Here is a 17,548-nt window from a genome sequence, read left to right as displayed (position 1 = left end):
CCCATGGGCTTTCGCCTGTCGAAGATTTACACCCGCACCGGCGACAAAGGCGAAACCGGCCTGGGCGATGGCCGCCGCGTGCCCAAGGACCATCCGCGAATCGAAGCCATCGGTGAAGTCGATACACTGAACAGTCAGGTCGGCGTGCTGCTGGCCGGTTTGCTCGCCGAGCGTGAGGCGTTTGCGGGGTTGAATGAGCTGATTGAAGTGCTCGCCCCCTGCCAGCATCGCTTGTTCGATCTGGGCGGTGAGCTGGCAATGCCGGAATATCAGGCGCTGAACACAGCGGAAATCGAACGCCTGGAAGCGGCAATCGATGTGTGGAACGAGGAGTTGGGGCCGCTGGAGAATTTCATTCTGCCCGGCGGCTCTATGCTGATCGCCCAGGCCCATGTGTGCCGCAGCCTGGCGCGCAGTGCCGAACGGCGTTGTCAGCATCTGAACGCGATAGAGCCATTGGCCGGGGTTGGCCTGGCGTACATCAATCGGTTGTCGGATTTGCTGTTTGTGGCGGCGCGGTTGATTGCGCGGCGGCAGGGGATTGCAGAGATTTTGTGGCAGCCGGCGGCAAAACCTTCAGAGGTGTAGCGCTGGTCAAGACGCCTTCGCGAGCAGGCTCGCTGCCACAGTTGATTGCAGTCCAACTGAAGCAACCCGATCAACTGTGGGAGCGGGCTTGCTCGCGAAGAGGCCGTCAGCCTCAATACACAATCAAGCTTCTGGCCAGAACGCCCGAATCCCCGCCACACCCTGCGCCCCAACACCCCAGGCCTTCTCCCGCTCCGCCGGGCCTACCCCGCCGAGCAGAAACACCGGCTTGCTGAAGCCCTCGATCAACGTCGACGCCTGCTCCCAGCCCAACGGCTGCGCATTCGGGTGGGTCAAGGTTGGCTGTACCGGCGACAGGGTGACGAAATCCACGCCCATCTGTTCGGCCAGCGCCAGTTCTTCGGCGTTATGGCACGAAGCCGCGAGCCAGCGCTCCGCCGGCAAAGGCCGCCCCGCCGCTGCGTATTTACGCAACTGAGCCGAGGTGATGTGCCAACCGGCCGACGGGAAATCGCCGAGCCATTCGAACGGCCCCTTGATCATCAACTGCGCCTTGCCGGCACACAGGCCGACCGCATCCACCGCCAGGTCGCGGTATTTGGGGTCATAGCCGTTCGGCGCGCGCAACTGGATCAGCTTGATCCCACCGGCAATCGCCTTCTGGATGCCACGCAACAAGGCCGGTGTCTCCAGATCGTCCGGGGTGATCAGGTATTCGCCGGGCAGACGCGCGGCGGCAACGATTGGCTGGTTGGCAGCCGGAAATTCGTAGCCCACCAGCTCCTTCGCAGTCACCCAGGCCAGTGGCTGACCTTCGGCACCGTGCGGTTCGCCACTGAAGCTCGACACCTCCCAGACATCCAGCAACACCTGCTTGTCCGGGTAGTCATGGCGAACCTTGATCAGCGGACGAGCAGCACCGACGACGATGCCCAACTCTTCCTGAAGCTCGCGAGCCAGCGCGCGCTCGACGGATTCGTCAGCCTCGACCTTGCCGCCGGGAAATTCCCACAGACCACCCTGATGCTGAGTGTCGGCACGGCGGGCAATCAGTATCTTGCCACTGTCGTCACGAATGACGGCGGCGGCGACGTGTACGCGTTTCACGGGTTCAACTCCTCCAGTCCAGCCTTTTGCCACGCCTTGAAGGCGGGCCATTGGTAGACGGTTTCAACATAAGCTTGATCGATGGCTGGCAACTGCACCTGATAGGTACGCAGACGCACGGCAATCGGTGCGAAGAACGCATCGGCCAGGCTCACGCGACCAAACAGATATGGCCCCGGCTCAGTGGCAACGGCACGGCATTCCGCCCACAGCGCGAGCATGCGCTCGATATCGACCTTGACCTCCGGCGGCACCGGGTTGAGCGGCGCGTCGTGGCTCAGGTTGAACGGCATGTGATTGCGCATGGCGAAAAAACCACTGTGCATCTGCGCGCACGCAGAGCGGGCCTGGGCGCGAGCGAAAAGATCGCTCGGCCAGAGCTGTTCGGACGGGAACTGTTCGGCCAGGTATTCGGCGATCGCCAGAGAGTCGGCAATCGTGCCGCGTGCGGTTTGCAGCAGCGGTACCTTGGCGGTCGGCGAATGCTTGAGCAGCCGTTCGCGGGTATCGGGCTTGCCGAGCTTGATCAGTTCTTCGCTGTAGGGTGCGCCGGTCAGCTCAACGGCCAGTGCGGCACGCAGTGACCAGGAGGAAAGCAGTTTGTCGCCGATGATCAGGTGCAGGGACATGGTGTGGCGCCTTTTCGTCAGTGGAAAAGCGTTGGGACTTGCGGTGTCTGGACCACCGTCTTCGCGAGCAGGCTCGCTCCCACATAGGATCTTCAGTGCACACAAACTGTGTGTACGGCAGAAAACCGTGTGGGAGCGAGCCTGCTCGCGAAAGCCACGACTCGGTCTTGGATCAGGTGCGGTACTCGGCGTTGATCTTCACGTATTCATGCGACAGGTCGGTGGTCCAGATGGTTTCGCTGCAATCGCCACGACCCAGTTCGATGCGGATGGTGATCTCTTCCTGCTGCATCACTGCCGAGCCCTGCGCTTCAGTGTAGGTCGCTGCACGAGCGCCACGGCTGGCGATGCACACGTCGCCGAGGAACACGTCGATCTTGCTCACATCCAGATCCGGCACGCCGGCACGACCAACGGCAGCCAGAATGCGGCCCCAGTTCGGGTCGGAAGCGAACAGCGCGGTCTTGATCAGCGGCGAGTGCGCCACGGTGTAGCCGACGTCCAGACATTCCTGATGATTGCCGCCGCCATTCACTTCAACGGTGACGAACTTGGTCGCGCCTTCGCCGTCACGCACGATCGCCTGTGCCACGTCCATGCACACTTCGAACACCGCTTGCTTGAGCTTGGCGAACAGCTCTCCTTCAGCGCGGGTGATTTGCGGCAGTGCAGCCTTGCCGGTGGCAATCAGCATGCAGCAGTCGTTGGTCGAGGTGTCGCCATCGATGGTGATGCGGTTGAACGACTTGTTGGCGCCGTCGAGCATCAGGTTATGCAGCACATCACGGGAGACCTTGGCGTCAGTGGCGATGTAACCGAGCATGGTCGCCATGTTCGGACGGATCATGCCCGCACCTTTGCTGATACCAGTGACGGTGATGGTCACACCGTCATGCTGGAACTGGCGGCTGGCACCCTTGGGCAGGGTGTCGGTGGTCATGATGCCGGTGGCGGCGGCTTCCCAGTTGTTTTCCGACAGGTCGTCCAGAGCCGCTTGCAGTGCGCCTTCGATCTTCTCGACGGGCAGTGGCTCGCCGATCACGCCGGTGGAGTAAGGCAGAATCTGGCTGGCATCGACGCCCGTCAGTTCAGCCAGCTTCGCGGTCGTGCGCTCGGCGGCAGCCAGGCCTGGCTCACCGGTGCCGGCGTTGGCGTTGCCGGTGTTGGTTAGCAGGTAACGCACGGCGTTCTGTACACGTTTTTTCGCCAGGATCACCGGAGCGGCACAAAAGGCGTTCAACGTGAACACGCCGGCCACGGTCGAACCTTCGGCGCAGCGCATCACTACCACATCCTTGCGCCCGGGGCGCTTGATGCCGGCCGAGGCGATACCGAGTTCAAAACCGGCAACCGGGTGCAACGTTGGCAAAGGACCAAGACCAACAGCCATGAATGCGCTCCTTACTCAATGATGTCAGCACCGCTCACAGTGATGGCGGTGGTTTAAATGGCAAAACGCCGCGACGGCAGGAGCCGGTCGCGGCGCGGGTATTTCAGCGATTGAAACGGGGTTTACTGGATCTGCCCGTGGCAATGCTTGAATTTCTTGCCCGAACCGCAGTAGCACAGTTCGTTGCGGCCCAGCTTCTGCTCGTTGCGAACCGGCGCGGTGGCGAGGGCCACATCGACCTCTTCACCGAGTATTTCCGGCTGGTCCAGACCAGGGGCCTCAGCGTGTTCGAACTGCATGCGGGCGGCCAGTGCTTCAGCTTCCTCACGCAGGCGTTGCTCTTCGGCTTCCGGATCTTCGCGGCGCACCTGAACGTGCGACAGCACACGGATAGAGTCGCGCTTGATCGAATCCAGCAGCTCGGAGAACAGCGTGAACGACTCGCGCTTGTATTCCTGCTTCGGGTTCTTCTGAGCGTAACCACGCAGGTGGATGCCGTGACGCAGGTGGTCCATGGTCGACAGGTGGTCTTTCCACAGGTCGTCCAGGACGCGCAGTACGATTTGCTTCTCGAAGGAGCGCAGCGCTTCGGCACCGGCCTGGTCTTCTTTCTCGTTGTACGCGGCCATCAGCTCGACCATCAGCTTCTCGCGCAGGGTCTCTTCGTACAGGTGATCATCTTCGTCGAGCCATTGCTGGATCGGCAGTTTCACCCCGAAGTCGCTGGCAATCGACGCTTCCAGACCGGCCACATCCCACTGCTCTGGCAGCGATTGCGGCGGAATGTGGGCGCTGACGGTGGCGTTGAGTACGTCCTGACGGAAATCGGCGATGGTTTCACCGATGTTGTCGGCAGCCAGCAACGTGTTACGCATGTGATAAATCACTTTACGCTGTTCGTTGTTGACGTCATCGAACTCGAGCAGTTGCTTACGAATATCGAAGTTGCGGCCTTCAACCTTGCGCTGCGCCTTCTCGATCGCGTTGGTCACCATACGGTGCTCAATCGCTTCGCCCGGCTGCATGCCCAGGGCTTTCATGAAGTTCTTCACCCGGTCAGAGGCGAAAATACGCATCAGGCTGTCTTCCAGCGACAGGTAGAAGCGGCTCGAACCGGCGTCACCCTGACGGCCGGCACGGCCACGCAACTGGTTGTCGATGCGACGGGATTCGTGACGCTCGGAGGCAATTACCTGCAGACCGCCGGATTCCAGCACTTGCTGGTGACGCTTCTGCCAGTCGGCCTTGATCTGGGCAATCTGCTCAGGGGTCGGGTCTTCCAGCGACGCAACTTCAACTTCCCAGTTACCGCCCAACAGGATGTCGGTACCACGACCGGCCATGTTGGTGGCAATGGTCAGAGCCCCCGGACGACCGGCCTGCGCGATGATTTCAGCTTCTTTTTCGTGGAACTTGGCGTTCAGGACCTTGTGTTCGATGCCTTCCTTAACGAGCAATGCGGACATGTGCTCGGAGGTTTCGATGGTGGCAGTACCCACCAGCACCGGACGACCGGCCGCCATGCTTTCCTTGATGTCCGCAACGATGGCCGCGTACTTCTCTTCGGCGGTCAGGAACACCAGGTCGTTGAAGTCTTTACGCGCCAACGGTTTGTTCGGCGGAATGACCATCACTTCCAGACCGTAGATCTGGTGGAATTCGAACGCTTCGGTGTCGGCGGTACCGGTCATGCCGGACAGCTTGGTGTACAGACGGAAGTAGTTCTGGAACGTGGTCGACGCCAGGGTCTGGCTCTCGGCCTGGATGTTCAGGCCTTCTTTGGCTTCGATCGCCTGGTGCAGGCCTTCGGACAGACGGCGGCCCGGCATGGTACGACCGGTGTGTTCGTCGACCAGTACGACCTGGCCATCCTGCACGATGTATTCAATGTTGCGATTGAACAGTTTGTGCGCACGCAGACCGGCATAGACGTGGGTCAGCAGGCCCAGGTTATGTGCCGAGTACAGGCTCTCGCCTTCAGCCAGCAGGCCGACGCCGGTGAGCATGTCTTCGATGAACTGGTGACCGGCTTCGTTGAGCTCGACCTGACGGGTCTTCTCGTCAACGGTGTAGTGGCCAGCCTTGGTGACTTCGCCTTCGACCTCTTCAACGTGCAATTGCAGCTGCGGGATCAGTTTATTGATCTCCATGTACAGCTTGGAGCTGTCCTCGGCCTGACCGGAAATGATCAGCGGAGTACGCGCTTCGTCGATGAGGATGGAGTCGACTTCGTCGATCACGGCAAAGTTGAGTTCGCGCTGGAATTTTTCTTCCATGCTGAACGCCATGTTGTCGCGCAGGTAGTCGAAACCGAATTCGTTGTTGGTGCCGTAGGTGATGTCGGCGGCGTATGCCAGACGCTTCTCTTCCGGCGGCTGGAACGGCGTCACGACGCCGACGGTCAGGCCGAGGAACTCATACAGCGGACGCATCCAGTTGGCGTCACGACGCGCCAGGTAGTCGTTCACCGTCACAACGTGCACGCCCTTGCCGGACAGCGCGTTGAGGTAAACACCCAGGGTCGCCACGAGGGTTTTACCCTCACCGGTGCGCATTTCGGCGATTTTGCCTTCGTGCAAGGTCATGCCACCGACGAGCTGTACGTCGAAGTGGCGCATGCCCATGATGCGCTTGCCGGCTTCACGGGCGACCGCAAAGGCTTCTGGCAGCAGCTTGTCGAGGGTTTCCCCTTTGGCGATGCGGGCCTTGAACTCATTGGTCTTGGCGCGCAATTGATCGTCCGAAAGGGCCACCATTTGCTCTTCGAAGGCATTGACGAGCTGCACCGTCTTGAGCATGCGTTTGACTTCACGCTCGTTCTTGCTTCCAAAAAGTTTCTTTAACAAAGGCGCAAACATATCGGCAGGATCTTCCACACTAAAGGGATGGAGGGCGGCCCCGTGAGCGTCGCCCGTGCAGCCCTCATGGCCGCATGCGAACGAGCATTCTACCCGGAAACGGAAGTGAGGAAAGTGGCGATATTCCACGATGCTGGCACTGCGCTTTGACGGGGCTCACTTAAAATAGGGGCGTTTTGCTCAACTTCAAGTCATACAAGGAAGAAGTTAGTCGTTGATTTAATGGGTAAAGCGGGGGCAAAAGCAATGGGCGAGTGATTTCGGCCTTTCTGCTACCATGGCGATTCTGTTACTTCAGGTGTTCGATCATGGCATTTCGCCCGCTTACAGCCAGAGCTCCCGCCGCTCTGCTTCGCGAAGCCAAGCCGCTAAAAGCCATCCTCGGCCACGCCCAACGCCTGGGTCATCTGCAACGCCTGCTCGAAAGCCAACTGCAACCTGCCGCTCGCGCGCACTGCCATGTGGCAAAGTGGCGTGAAGGCGAACTGTCACTGGTTGTGACTGACGGCCATTGGGCCACGCGCCTGCGCTACCAGCAAAAACGCCTGCAACGGCAACTGCAACTGTTCGAAGAATTCGCCAGCCTGACGCGGATCAAATTCACGGTACGACCACCGATCGTGCAGCACGGGGCTGCCGGGCACACGATGGATCTGTCGAGTGATGCGGCAGCGACCATTCAGTCGACGGCCGACGGGATCAGCGATCCGGGTTTGCGTGCAGCGCTTGAGCGCCTGGCGGCGCACGCCAAAGACAAGACCTGACAGCTCTCTAATGTGAATGCATTTCTAATGTGGGAGCGAGCCTGCTCGCGAACGGGGTGTGTAAGACGACCTATACGTTGAATGACACACCGCTTTCGCGAGCAGGCTCGCTCCCACATTTCAATCTCCATCCATCCCGATTCAGCGGCGCTTGCTGCCACCGAGTAACGACCCCATCAAACCGCGCACCAATTGCTTGCCGAGATTATTGGCAGCCTGACGCATGGCCGATTTCAGCGCTTGGCCGGCAGCGGTGCCGAGGAATTCCCCTGCCCTGTCGGCCAGGCTCGGCTCCTCGGCGGCCGGCTTGCCCACGGGGGCTTCAGCCTCCGGCGCCAAGCCTTTACGCCCCATCAGGATTTCATACGCCGACTCGCGATCGATCGGCTTGTCATAACGCCCCTTGAACGGCGAGCCGGCGATCAGCAGCGTGCGCTCGGTTTCGCTCAATGGCCCGATCCGCGATTGCGGCGGCGCCACCAGCACGCGCTGGACCATCTCCGGCGTGCCTTTTTCCTGCAACGTACCGACCAGCGCTTCGCCGATGCCCAGCTCCGTCAATACCGACAACGTGTCGAACGCCGGATTCGGCCGGAAGCCATCGGCCACCGCCCGCAGGGATTTCTGTTCCTTGGCGGTAAACGCGCGCAAGCCGTGCTGGACCCGCAGGCCAAGCTGCGCCAGCACGTTATCCGGCAGGTCGCCCGGCGATTGGGTGACGAAATACACGCCGACGCCTTTCGAGCGAATCAGCCGCACCACTTGTTCCAGCCGGTCCTGTAACGCCTTGGGCGTATCGCCGAACAGCAAATGCGCTTCATCGAAAAACAGCGCCAGCAGCGGCTTGTCGGCATCGCCACGCTCCGGCAACTGCTCGAACAGTTCGGCCAACAGCCACAGCAGGAACGTCGCGTAGACCTTCGGCGCCTCGTGTACCAGACGACTGGCATCAAGCAAATGAATGCGCCCACGACCGTCAGCTGCCGGCTGCAGAATGTCTTGCAGTTGCAGCGCCGGTTCACCGAACAAAGCTTCAGCGCCCTGCTGTTCCAGGGTCGCAAGCCGTCGCAACAGCGCCTGGCTGGAGCCGGTGGTCATCAATGCAGCGTCTTCGCCGAGCAGTTGCGGGTTGTCCTTGAGGTGATTGAGCAACGCCTTGAGGTCTTTCAGGTCCAGCAACAGCAGGCCTTCGCGGTCCGCCACTTTAAAGGCCGCGTACAACGCCGACTGCTGACTGTCGGTCAGTTCCAGCAGGCTGCCGATCAGCAGCGGGCCCATTTCACTCAAGGTGGTGCGCAACGGATGACCGGACTCACCGTGAATGTCCCACAGCGTCACCGGATAAGCCTGCGGTTTGTAGTCGAGCCAGGGCATCCCGGCGATGCGCTCGGCGACCTTGCCCTGCGGATTGCCGGCAGCGCCGAGGCCGCACAGGTCACCCTTGATGTCAGCGGCGAACACTGCCACCCCGGCGTCACTGAACGCCTCGGCGAGGCGCTGCAAAGTCACTGTCTTGCCGGTTCCGGTCGCGCCGGCGATCAGCCCGTGCCGGTTCGCCAGGCGCATGGCCTGAGCAATCGGTTGCCCCGCCAGATCGGCACCGATAACGAGTTGCGATGTGTCAGGCATTTTGTCACCTATGGTTAATCTTTAATTCGCGATGGCCGATAAACAAGGCGAGTACCCGACCGAAAGGTCGAGTCGGACATTTCCCTAAGGAGAGACGGAAATATCAGTTGGTTTTCACCCTTGCCCATATTGCGCGTCTTTATAAAAGCACGCCCAGGACATTAAGACCTTAGCGGAACCCCAAGCCATGAACAAAAATCTGCGCTTCAGCCATAAAATTTTGCTTGCCGCCGCCCTCATCGTCATCGCCGCCTTCGCCTCGTTCACGCTGTACAACGACTGGCTGCAACGCAACGCGATCCGCGATGACCTGAACAACTATCTCAACGAGATGGGCGAAGTCACTGCCGACAACATTCAGACCTGGCTCAACGGGCGCATTCTGCTGGTGGAGAACGCCGCCCAGAACATCGCCATCAATCCGGAACCGGCCAACGTCGCCAGCCTGCTGGAACAGAAATCCCTGACCTCGACGTTCATGGCCACTTACCTGGGCGATGCCACCGGCCACTTCACCATCCGTCCGGACGTGAAGATGCCGGACGGTTTCGACCCTCGGGTTCGCCCTTGGTACAAAGGCGCCGAGAGCAGCAGCGCCTCGACGCTGACCGAACCGTACATCGATGCCGCCACCGGCCAGTTGATCATCTCTATCGCCACCGCTTCGAAAAAGGCCGGCCAGAGCGTTGGCGTGGTCGGCGGCGACCTGAGTCTGCAAACCCTGGTCGATACCCTCACCGCCCGCGACTTTTCCGGCATGGGTTACGCGTTCCTGGTCAGCGCCGACGGCAAGATCCTGGTGCACCCGGACAAGGCGCTGGTGATGAAGTCGCTGAAAGAGGCCTACCCGCAGGACACCCCGCGCATCAGCAGCGATTTCAGTGAAATCACTGTCGATGGCAAGACCCGCATCGTCAGCTTCACGCCGATCAAGGGCCTGCCATCGGTGAACTGGTATATCGGTCTGTCGGTGGACAAGGACAAAGCTTTCTCGATGCTCAGCGAGTTCCGCACCTCGGCAGTGATCGCCACCGTGATCGCGGTGGTCATCATCATTGCGCTGCTGGGAATGCTGATTCGCCTGCTGATCCAGCCGCTGCACGTCATGACCCGCGCCATGGAAGACATCGCCGACGGCGAAGGCGACCTGACCAAACGCCTGACCATCGTCAATAACGATGAATTTGGTGTGTTGGGTACCGCATTCAACCGTTTCGTGGAGCGTATTCACGGTTCGATCCGCGAAGTGTCTTCCGCCACCGGGCAAGTCAACGAGGTCGCCCTGCGCGTGGTCGCGGCGTCCAACTCGTCGATGTACAACTCCGATCAGCAAGCCTCGCGCACCAGCAGCGTCGCCGCCGCGATCAATCAGCTGGGCGCCGCCGCTCAGGAAATCGCGCGCAATGCCGCGCAAGCCTCGAACCAGGCCAGCGACGCCCGTGGCCTCGCCGAAGACGGCCAGCAAGTGGTGGATCGCAGCATCAAGGCGATGAATCAACTGTCGAGCATGCTCAGCGCGTCCAGCAGCAACATCGAGTCGCTGAACAGCAAGACCGTGAACATCGGGCAGATCCTGGAAGTGATCACCAGCATCTCCCAGCAAACCAACCTGCTGGCCCTCAACGCCGCCATCGAAGCGGCGCGTGCCGGTGAGGCTGGCCGTGGTTTTGCGGTGGTGGCGGACGAAGTGCGCAACCTGGCGCATCGCACCCAGGAATCGGCGCAGCAGGTACAGACCATGATCGAGGAGCTGCAAGTCGGCGCCCGGGAGTCGGTGAGCACCATGAGCGACAGCCAGCGCCATAGCCAGGACAGCGTGGAAATCGCCAACCTCGCCGGCGAGCGCCTCAACAGCGTGACCCTGCGCATCGGTGAGATCGATGGGATGAACCAGTCGGTGGCGACCGCGACCGAGGAACAGACCGCGGTGGTCGAGTCGATCAACGTCGACATCACCGAAATCAACACACTGAACCAGGAAGGCGTGGAAAACCTGCAGGCAACGTTGCGCGCCTGTTCGGATCTGGAGCAACAGGCTGCGCGTCTGAAGCAGCTGGTAGGCAGTTTCCGCATCTAAGATCAAAAGCCTTCCCCCTCACCCCAACCCTCTCCCCCAGGGGGGCGAGGGGGAAGGGAGCCGATCTTCAAGCTTTTCAAGCCTGAGCTCGACTCAGGTCAACGTATCAAGCCAAAACACCTCGGTCAGTCCCCTCTCCTCCGGGAGAGGGTCAGGGTGAGGGGCACTTCAGCTGCACCGCGTATTCCCGACCGAACATCTATTCTGGATAAAGGTCAACCAAGGGAGTGCAACGCAGCGGAGGGTTGATCACCGTGCACATCGCCGACATCACCATGTTTTACGCCCCGGCCAGCGGCGGCGTACGCACCTATCTGGACGCCAAGCACCGCCGCTTGAGCGTCAAACCCGGAATTCGCCACAGCCTGCTGATTCCCGGCGCGCATTTGGGTGAACACGACGGTGTCTACACGGTGCCCGCGCCTGCCCTGCCCTTCGGCAAAGGCTATCGCTTCCCGCTGCGCCTCGCGCCGTGGCGCAATGTCCTGCAGGATTTGCAGCCGGATCTGATTGAAGTCGGCGACCCGTATCTCACCGCGTGGGCGGCGCTGGACGCACGGCGCCAACTGGATGTGCCGGTGATCGGCTTTTACCACTCGGACCTGCCGCTACTGGTCGGCAACCGCATGGGCCATTGGCTTACGCCGAATGTCGAGGCGTACGTCACCAAACTCTACGGCAACTTCGACCGGGTGCTGGCGCCCAGCCAGGTAATGGCCGACAAGCTCACGGGCCTTGGGGTGCGCAACGTGTTCGTGCAGCCGCTGGGGGTGGACCTGCAAACTTTCCACCCTGACGCCCGCGACAACGGTCTGCGCGCCGAACTGGGCATTGCCGAGGACACGCGTCTGCTGATCTTTGCCGGGCGCGGTTCCAAAGAGAAAAACCTGCCCGTACTGCTCAAGTGCCTGCAACGTCTCGGCCCGCGCTATCACCTGCTGCTGGTTGGCTCGTCCATGCCAGCGGTGGTCCCGGACAATGTCAGCGTCATCGATTCGTTCTGCCCCGCGCCCACCGTCGCCCGCTTGATGGCCAGTGCCGATGCCCTGCTGCATGCCGGTGATCAGGAAACCTTTGGCCTGGTGATCCTTGAAGCCATGGCGTGCGGCACTCCGGTTGTTGCGGTGGCCGCCGGGGCATTCAAGGAAATCATTCACGAAGACTGCGGCGTGCTGTGTCTGCCGAATAACCCGCAAGCCATGGCCAACGCCGTGCGCGAACTGTTCAGTCGCGGTTGCGTGAAACTCGGCCAGCAGGCGCGGCAACATGTCGAACGGCATTACGCCTGGGACAGCGTGGTCGACAGCCTGCTCGGTCATTACCACGCGGTCCTTGGCCAATCATTGCCACGGGTGGCCAATGGCTGATTCCACCAACTGCCACGCCGTGCTGCTGGTGCTGCACGACGTAGCGCCGTCGACGTGGGCGGATTATCGGCCGTTTGTCGAAGCCGTCGACGCGATCGGCGGCATACCGATGACCTGGCTGGTGGTTCCGGACTTCCATGGGCACGACGCACTTGAAGACCACCCGGCGTTTTGCCGAATGCTCGGCGAGCGGATTGCCCGTGGCGATGAACTGGCCCTGCACGGTTACTACCATGATGACCGCGAGCCAACGCCAACCACGCCCCGCGACTGGTTCATGCGCCGGATCTACACCCATGAAGGCGAATTTTATCGTTTGTCGCGCGACGCCGCGCTGGCTCGTCTGCGCGCCGGCATCGAGCTGTTCCAGCTAAATAACTGGCCGTTGCACGGTTTTGTCGCCCCGGCCTGGCTGATGAGCGAGGGGACGCGCCTGGCCCTTCGCGAGTTGCCATTGCGCTACACCAGCGACCCGCAACATCTTTTTCAATTGCCTGATTTCACCCCCATCGACGCTCCGGGCCTGGTCTGGAGCGCCCGCAGTGCCTGGCGCCGGGGCGTGTCGAAACTCGTCTGCGAGCAGCGTGAACAGCACTGGCGCGACGCCGCGGTGATTCGTCTAGGCTTGCACCCGGTGGACATGCGCCACCGGTTCGCGCGCGACTATTGGCTGCACACCCTTGAACGACTGCTGGCGGAAGGACGCAAGCCCATGAGCAAAATCGACTGGCTCACCCATCAACGCGAGTGCATTGGGCGCGCGGCATGAGTCGCGGCATTGTGCTGTTGATCGGCCTGCTCGCCGCCGTGCTGATTCCGGTGCTGCTCGGCGGCGGTGAGATCGGCGCGCGGCTGCAGAACTTTCCGCTGCAATGGCTGCTGATCATGTTCGGCATGATCCTGCTCTGCTGGGGCATCAACACCCTGCGCCTGCGTCTTTTACTGGGCGATCAACGCGAGCGGGTCACACCGCTCAAAAGCCTCGGCGTGGTCATGGCGGCGGAGTTTGCCTACTGCGCCACTCCCGGTGGCAGTGGCGGGCCACTGACGATCATGGCGTTGCTGGCCCGCTGCGGCGTGCGCCCGGCCCGGGGCAGCGCGGTGTTTGCCATGGATCAGTTGAGTGACCTGCTGTTCTTCCTCTGCGCTTTGAGCGGCATTCTGATTTATGCATTGTTTCAGCACCTCAGCGACCGCCTGGAATGGTTGCTGATAGTCAGCGCCGTGTCGCTGTTCAGTGGGTTGTTCAGTTGTGTGCTGCTGGCGCGCTACCACCGTCGCCTGATCCGCCTGAGCGGGCGCCTGCTCGCCCGCCTGAACGTGCAGCCCGCGACGCGCCGGCGCTGGGCGCGCAAGCTGTTGCACTTCCTCGATGCGTTTATCGACACACTCAAGCTGCCGTGGCAGACCCTGGTCAAGGTGTTCGCCCTGACCTGCATGCACTGGCTGCTGCGTTACAGCGTGTTGTACCTGGCCTTGCGCGGGCTGGGCGCGGAGCTGCAATGGGCCTGGAGTTTCCTGGTGCAGATGCTCTCGCTGGGCGCCGGTCAGATGAGCCTGTTGCCCGGTGGCGCGGGCGCTGCGGAGCTGACGTCGGCGGCGCTGCTGGCGCCGATGGTCGGCAAATCCACCGCTGCAGCGGCGATCCTGATCTGGCGGGTGGTGACGTTCTACTTCTATCTGCTGGTGGGCGGCCCGGTATTTCTATTAATGCTGGGACGGCCGCTGCTCAAAAAGCTGCTGAAGATCAGGCAGGTTTCTTAGGCTCATCCGGTTCCTCCCTGAGCTGTTCCCACAGTTCTGCCGCGCCGGGAAACTCGGTGCCGTCTTCCGGGCTCAGGTCATCCGGGTCATAGCGGCTCAGGCAGCCCTCGCCCACAGTGGCAGGCGCTTGCGAAGTGGCTTTGTCCAGTGGATCGCTCACGGGCAGTTCCTCAAGGATTGAAACGAAAAAGGGCCTGGGACGATTGAACGCCCAGGCCCTTCATTATTCAAGCATGCGTGGGTTCGATCAGAACACCACGGTCTTGTTGCCGTGCACCAGCACGCGATCTTCGAGGTGATAACGCAGGCCACGGGCCAGCACCATTTTCTCGACGTCACGGCCGAAACGCACCATGTCTTCAATGCTGTCGCTGTGGCTGACACGCACCACGTCCTGCTCGATGATCGGACCGGCGTCCAGCTCTTCGGTGACGTAGTGGCAGGTCGCGCCGATCAGCTTCACGCCGCGCAGCGACGCCTGATGGTACGGCTTGGCGCCAACGAACGACGGCAGGAAGCTGTGGTGAATGTTGATCACCTTGTGCGCGTATTCGCGGCACAGCGACGGCGGCAGGATCTGCATGTAGCGCGCCAGCACCACCACTTCGGCGTCGTGCTGTTTGACCAGACGCGACACTTCGGCGAATGCCGGTTCCTTGTCCTGCGGATTGACCGGGACATGGTAATAAGGAATGCCGTGCCACTCGACCATGCTGCGCAGGTCATTGTGGTTGGAAATCACGCAGGAGATTTCGCAGTCGAGCTCATCACTGTGCCAACGGTGCAGCAGGTCAGCCAGGCAGTGCGATTCGCGGCTGGCCATCAGCACCACGCGTTTTTTCTGCTCGGTGTCGGTGATGCGCCAGTCCATCGAGAACTCTTCGGCGATCGGCGCAAACTTCTCGCGCAGCACTTCAATACCGAACGGCAGCGAATCGGCACGAATTTCGTGACGCATGAAGAACCAGCCATTCTGATTGTCCGAATGGTGGCTCGCTTCGGTGATCCAGCCGTTGTGGGATGCCAGAAAGTTACTGACTTTGGCAACGATGCCAACGCGGTCAGGGCAGGAAATCACCAACCGAAAGGTGCGCATGGGGGGAAAACTCCAGAACTTCGCAAAGGCGGCCATTCTAGCGACTGCGCGCGCAAACTGCAGTATTGATGACCATATCCCTCCTGGAAGGCATGATTCAGCGCTTCTCGGCGTCACGCGCACCAAGGTCACGACGCTCAGTGGCACTGCCCGGACAGATAATTGTGAATATTCGTGATGACTGCATCACATTTATTTAAATGCGCATTCAATTTACCGGTTATTTCACGCAACTAATTCAAATAAAAAAACCGGTTAAATGTTTACTTGATGAAACAGCCTGACTATTATTGCGGCACTGTCCCCTGCCATTCAACACATCCGCATAAGGTAGTTACCATGTCCTTGATCAACGAATATCGTGCCACTGAAGAAGCAATCAAAGAGCTGCAAGCCCGTTTGAAGAACCTGTCGCAAGACGACAAATTGCAAGCCGAGCTGGAATTCGAAGGCAAACTGCGCACCCTGATGGGCGAATACTCCAAATCCCTGCGCGACATCATCGCCCTGCTGGATCCAGAATCGAAAACCAAGGGCACCCGTGGCGCCGCAGTAAAAACTACTGGCACCAAGCGCGCACGCAAAGTTAAACAATACAAAAACCCGCACAACGGCGAAGTCATCGAAACCAAAGGTGGCAACCACAAGACTCTGAAAGAGTGGAAAGCCAAGTGGGGCGGTGACGTGGTTGAAGGCTGGGCTACCCTGCTGGGCTAAGCCGCCACACCGGTCGCCGATTGATTCGGCGGCCCATGAAAAACGCCAGCATATGCTGGCGTTTTTTTATGCGCGGCCTTTCATGGGCACACTATGTTCGATTTCAAAGATTCAAACGTTTGCGCAATGCCTCGACATAATTCTGCCACTCATTGAGCACTTGACCCTGTATCGGCGTAGCACTAAGCGCCCATTGCTGCGCGGCGTCGGCAAAAGAGCTCAGGGTATTAGGTGCGCCCATTTGCGGGTCGGACAAACGCTGCTGGCAGAATATTCTCCAGCGCTCTTGCTCTGCAGAATTCAACGTATCGGGAAAGTTGCGTGCGCGATATCGAAAGAGTAATTCAGGCAAACGTTCATCATCGAACGGCCAGTGCTCTTGCGCTAATTGCGCCGGATCTGCCGTCCTCACTTGCTCGCATAGACGCCGATCGCGATCACCGATAAATCCATCGTACAACTGCTGTTCCGGGTCTTCACTCGGGGTGAAGTCTTCGCTGGCATAAATCGCCGCAACTTTATCTTTCCAAACTTGTTGTGCGTCACTTAGCCGCAGCGCGCGCGCCTGATAGAGCGCCATGTTCAGGCCCAGGCGCTGCTGATCGTCGGCGCGCAACACCGACAACGGTGCCACCACCGGGCAACGATTGATGTGGATCAGTTTGAGCGGCACCGGCAGTTCGCCCTCGGCCAACTCGTCACGACGGGTGTAAAGGCGCTGGCGCAGGGTCTCGGCGTCCAGATCCAGCAAGCCTTGCGGATCAAGGTGCAGGTCACAGACGATCAGGGCATTGCGATTGCGCGGATGCCAGGCCAATGGCAGCACCACACCGACATAGTGGCGAGCCGCCGAAAAGCGCCCGGAGATGTGCACCATCGGCTGCAACAGACGAATCTGGTCCATGACCTTCTGCTTGCTGCGCAGTTGAAACAGCCAGTCATACAACTTCGGCTGTTTCTCACGGATCAACCGCGCCAGAGCGATAGTGGCGCGCACGTCCGACAGTGCTTCGTGGGCATGCCCATGGTCGATATGGTTGGCGGCCGTCAGGCGTTCGAGCTTGAGGGTGACCTTGCCTTCATCATCGGTCGGCCAGACCAGACCATCCGGGCGCAGCGCATAAGCGGCGCGCACCACATCGATCAGATCCCAGCGACTGTTGCCGCCTTGCCACTCGCGTGCGTACGGGTCGAAAAAGTTGCGGTACAAACTGTAGCGGGTCATCTCGTCGTCGAAACGCAAGGTGTTGTAACCCGCGCCGCAAGTGCCGGGCGCCGCCAGTTGCGTGTGCACCCGGGTCATGAAGTCGGCTTCGCTCAGGCCCTGCTCGGCGAGACGGCTCGGGGTGATGCCGGTGATCGCGCACGCTGCGGGATGCGGCAGGATGTCTTCGCTGGGCTGGCAGTAGAGATTGACCGGCTCGTCGATTTCATTGAGGTCGTGGTCGGTGCGAATCCCCGCGACCTGCAGCGGGCGGTCACTGCGGGGATTGATGCCGGTGGTTTCGTAGTCGTACCAGAAGATTGAAGTCACGGGCGGTTCCTGAACTGAAGATCGGCGAAGTCTAGGCGTTGAACCGCCATCGCGGCCAGCGCTCTGT

Annotated in this window: 15 protein-coding genes; 7 read left to right on the top strand and 8 right to left on the bottom strand. The window is 60.6% G+C overall.

Translation table 11 applies throughout. The features are described from left to right. Window positions 1-3 precede the first annotated feature (3 nt). Window positions 4-588, top strand: coding sequence for a cob(I)yrinic acid a,c-diamide adenosyltransferase (locus U862_RS0124225; RefSeq protein ID WP_025112774.1), 585 nt, complete (start codon window positions 4-6; stop codon window positions 586-588). Between the two features lie 123 nt (window positions 589-711). Here the strand turns inward: U862_RS0124225 and U862_RS0124220 are convergent, their stop codons facing one another. From U862_RS0124220 to secA, 4 genes are all read right to left on the bottom strand, one after another. Further along, complete coding sequence (locus tag U862_RS0124220) at window positions 712-1,656, bottom strand: Nudix family hydrolase (protein ID WP_025112773.1); 945 nt, start codon at window positions 1,654-1,656, stop codon at window positions 712-714. Continuing rightward, complete coding sequence (locus U862_RS0124215) at window positions 1,653-2,285, bottom strand: glutathione S-transferase family protein (RefSeq protein WP_025112772.1); 633 nt, start codon at window positions 2,283-2,285, stop codon at window positions 1,653-1,655. Before U862_RS0124215 ends, U862_RS0124220 begins: the two co-directional genes overlap by 4 nt. Window positions 2,286-2,457: 172 nt before the next feature. Further along, window positions 2,458-3,675: a bifunctional glutamate N-acetyltransferase/amino-acid acetyltransferase ArgJ gene (gene argJ, locus U862_RS0124210; protein WP_025112771.1), complete on the bottom strand. Its 1,218-nt coding sequence runs from the start codon at window positions 3,673-3,675 to the stop codon at window positions 2,458-2,460. A 122-nt stretch (window positions 3,676-3,797) separates the two neighbouring features. Beyond that, on the bottom strand, window positions 3,798-6,533 hold the full coding sequence (gene secA, locus U862_RS0124205) for a preprotein translocase subunit SecA (RefSeq protein ID WP_025112770.1): 2,736 nt from the start codon (window positions 6,531-6,533) through the stop codon (window positions 3,798-3,800). Between the two features lie 308 nt (window positions 6,534-6,841). On the opposite strand from secA, the gene U862_RS0124200 reads away from it, so the two are divergent. Next, the gene (locus U862_RS0124200) at window positions 6,842-7,297 is read left to right on the top strand and encodes a DUF721 domain-containing protein (protein WP_025112769.1); all 456 of its coding nucleotides are present in this window, start codon (window positions 6,842-6,844) and stop codon (window positions 7,295-7,297) included. A gap of 141 nt (window positions 7,298-7,438) precedes the next feature. On the opposite strand, the gene U862_RS0124195 is transcribed toward U862_RS0124200, so the two are convergent. Beyond that, on the bottom strand, window positions 7,439-8,926 hold the full coding sequence (locus U862_RS0124195) for a helicase HerA-like domain-containing protein (protein ID WP_025112768.1): 1,488 nt from the start codon (window positions 8,924-8,926) through the stop codon (window positions 7,439-7,441). A gap of 187 nt (window positions 8,927-9,113) precedes the next feature. Here U862_RS0124195 and U862_RS0124190 point away from each other — a divergent pair, with 187 nt between their 5' ends. The 4 genes from U862_RS0124190 to U862_RS0124175 all read left to right on the top strand — a co-directional run bounded on the left by U862_RS0124190 (window position 9,114) and on the right by U862_RS0124175 (window position 14,134). Next, complete coding sequence (locus U862_RS0124190; protein ID WP_025112767.1) at window positions 9,114-11,003, top strand: methyl-accepting chemotaxis protein; 1,890 nt, start codon at window positions 9,114-9,116, stop codon at window positions 11,001-11,003. 275 nt (window positions 11,004-11,278) lie between these two features. After that, window positions 11,279-12,370, top strand: coding sequence for a glycosyltransferase family 1 protein (locus tag U862_RS0124185; protein WP_029977839.1), 1,092 nt, complete (start codon window positions 11,279-11,281; stop codon window positions 12,368-12,370). Next, entirely contained in the window at window positions 12,363-13,139 is a 777-nt protein-coding gene (locus tag U862_RS0124180) for a DUF2334 domain-containing protein (protein ID WP_025112765.1), read from the top strand. Before U862_RS0124185 ends, U862_RS0124180 begins: the two co-directional genes overlap by 8 nt. Further along, window positions 13,136-14,134, top strand: coding sequence for a lysylphosphatidylglycerol synthase transmembrane domain-containing protein (locus U862_RS0124175; RefSeq protein WP_025112764.1), 999 nt, complete (start codon window positions 13,136-13,138; stop codon window positions 14,132-14,134). The genes U862_RS0124180 and U862_RS0124175 overlap by 4 nt, the downstream gene beginning before the upstream one ends. Here U862_RS0124175 and U862_RS30950 read toward each other — a convergent pair. Together U862_RS30950 and purU are read right to left on the bottom strand one after the other, a co-directional pair. After that, window positions 14,118-14,294, bottom strand: coding sequence for a hypothetical protein (locus tag U862_RS30950; protein WP_177327369.1), 177 nt, complete (start codon window positions 14,292-14,294; stop codon window positions 14,118-14,120). The genes U862_RS0124175 and U862_RS30950 overlap by 17 nt on opposite strands. 87 nt (window positions 14,295-14,381) lie before the next feature. Continuing rightward, the gene (purU, locus tag U862_RS0124165) at window positions 14,382-15,230 is read right to left on the bottom strand and encodes a formyltetrahydrofolate deformylase (RefSeq protein WP_025112763.1); all 849 of its coding nucleotides are present in this window, start codon (window positions 15,228-15,230) and stop codon (window positions 14,382-14,384) included. Between the two features lie 339 nt (window positions 15,231-15,569). Between purU and mvaT the strand changes: the two genes are divergently transcribed. Further along, window positions 15,570-15,947: a histone-like nucleoid-structuring protein MvaT gene (gene mvaT, locus U862_RS0124160; protein WP_003227581.1), complete on the top strand. Its 378-nt coding sequence runs from the start codon at window positions 15,570-15,572 to the stop codon at window positions 15,945-15,947. A gap of 103 nt (window positions 15,948-16,050) precedes the next feature. On the opposite strand, the gene sbcB is transcribed toward mvaT, so the two are convergent. After that, window positions 16,051-17,481 carry an exodeoxyribonuclease I gene (gene sbcB / locus U862_RS0124155; protein ID WP_025112762.1) on the bottom strand — a complete coding sequence of 477 codons (1,431 nt, stop codon included), beginning with the start codon at window positions 17,479-17,481 and terminating at the stop codon, window positions 16,051-16,053. Window positions 17,482-17,548 lie beyond the last annotated feature (67 nt).

Origin of the sequence: Pseudomonas sp. H1h, assembly GCF_000633255.1 — a bacterium.
Taxonomy (GTDB): domain Bacteria; phylum Pseudomonadota; class Gammaproteobacteria; order Pseudomonadales; family Pseudomonadaceae; genus Aquipseudomonas.
Note: the sequence above shows the minus strand (reverse complement) of the source record. Positions and strands in the feature narration are given on the sequence as shown.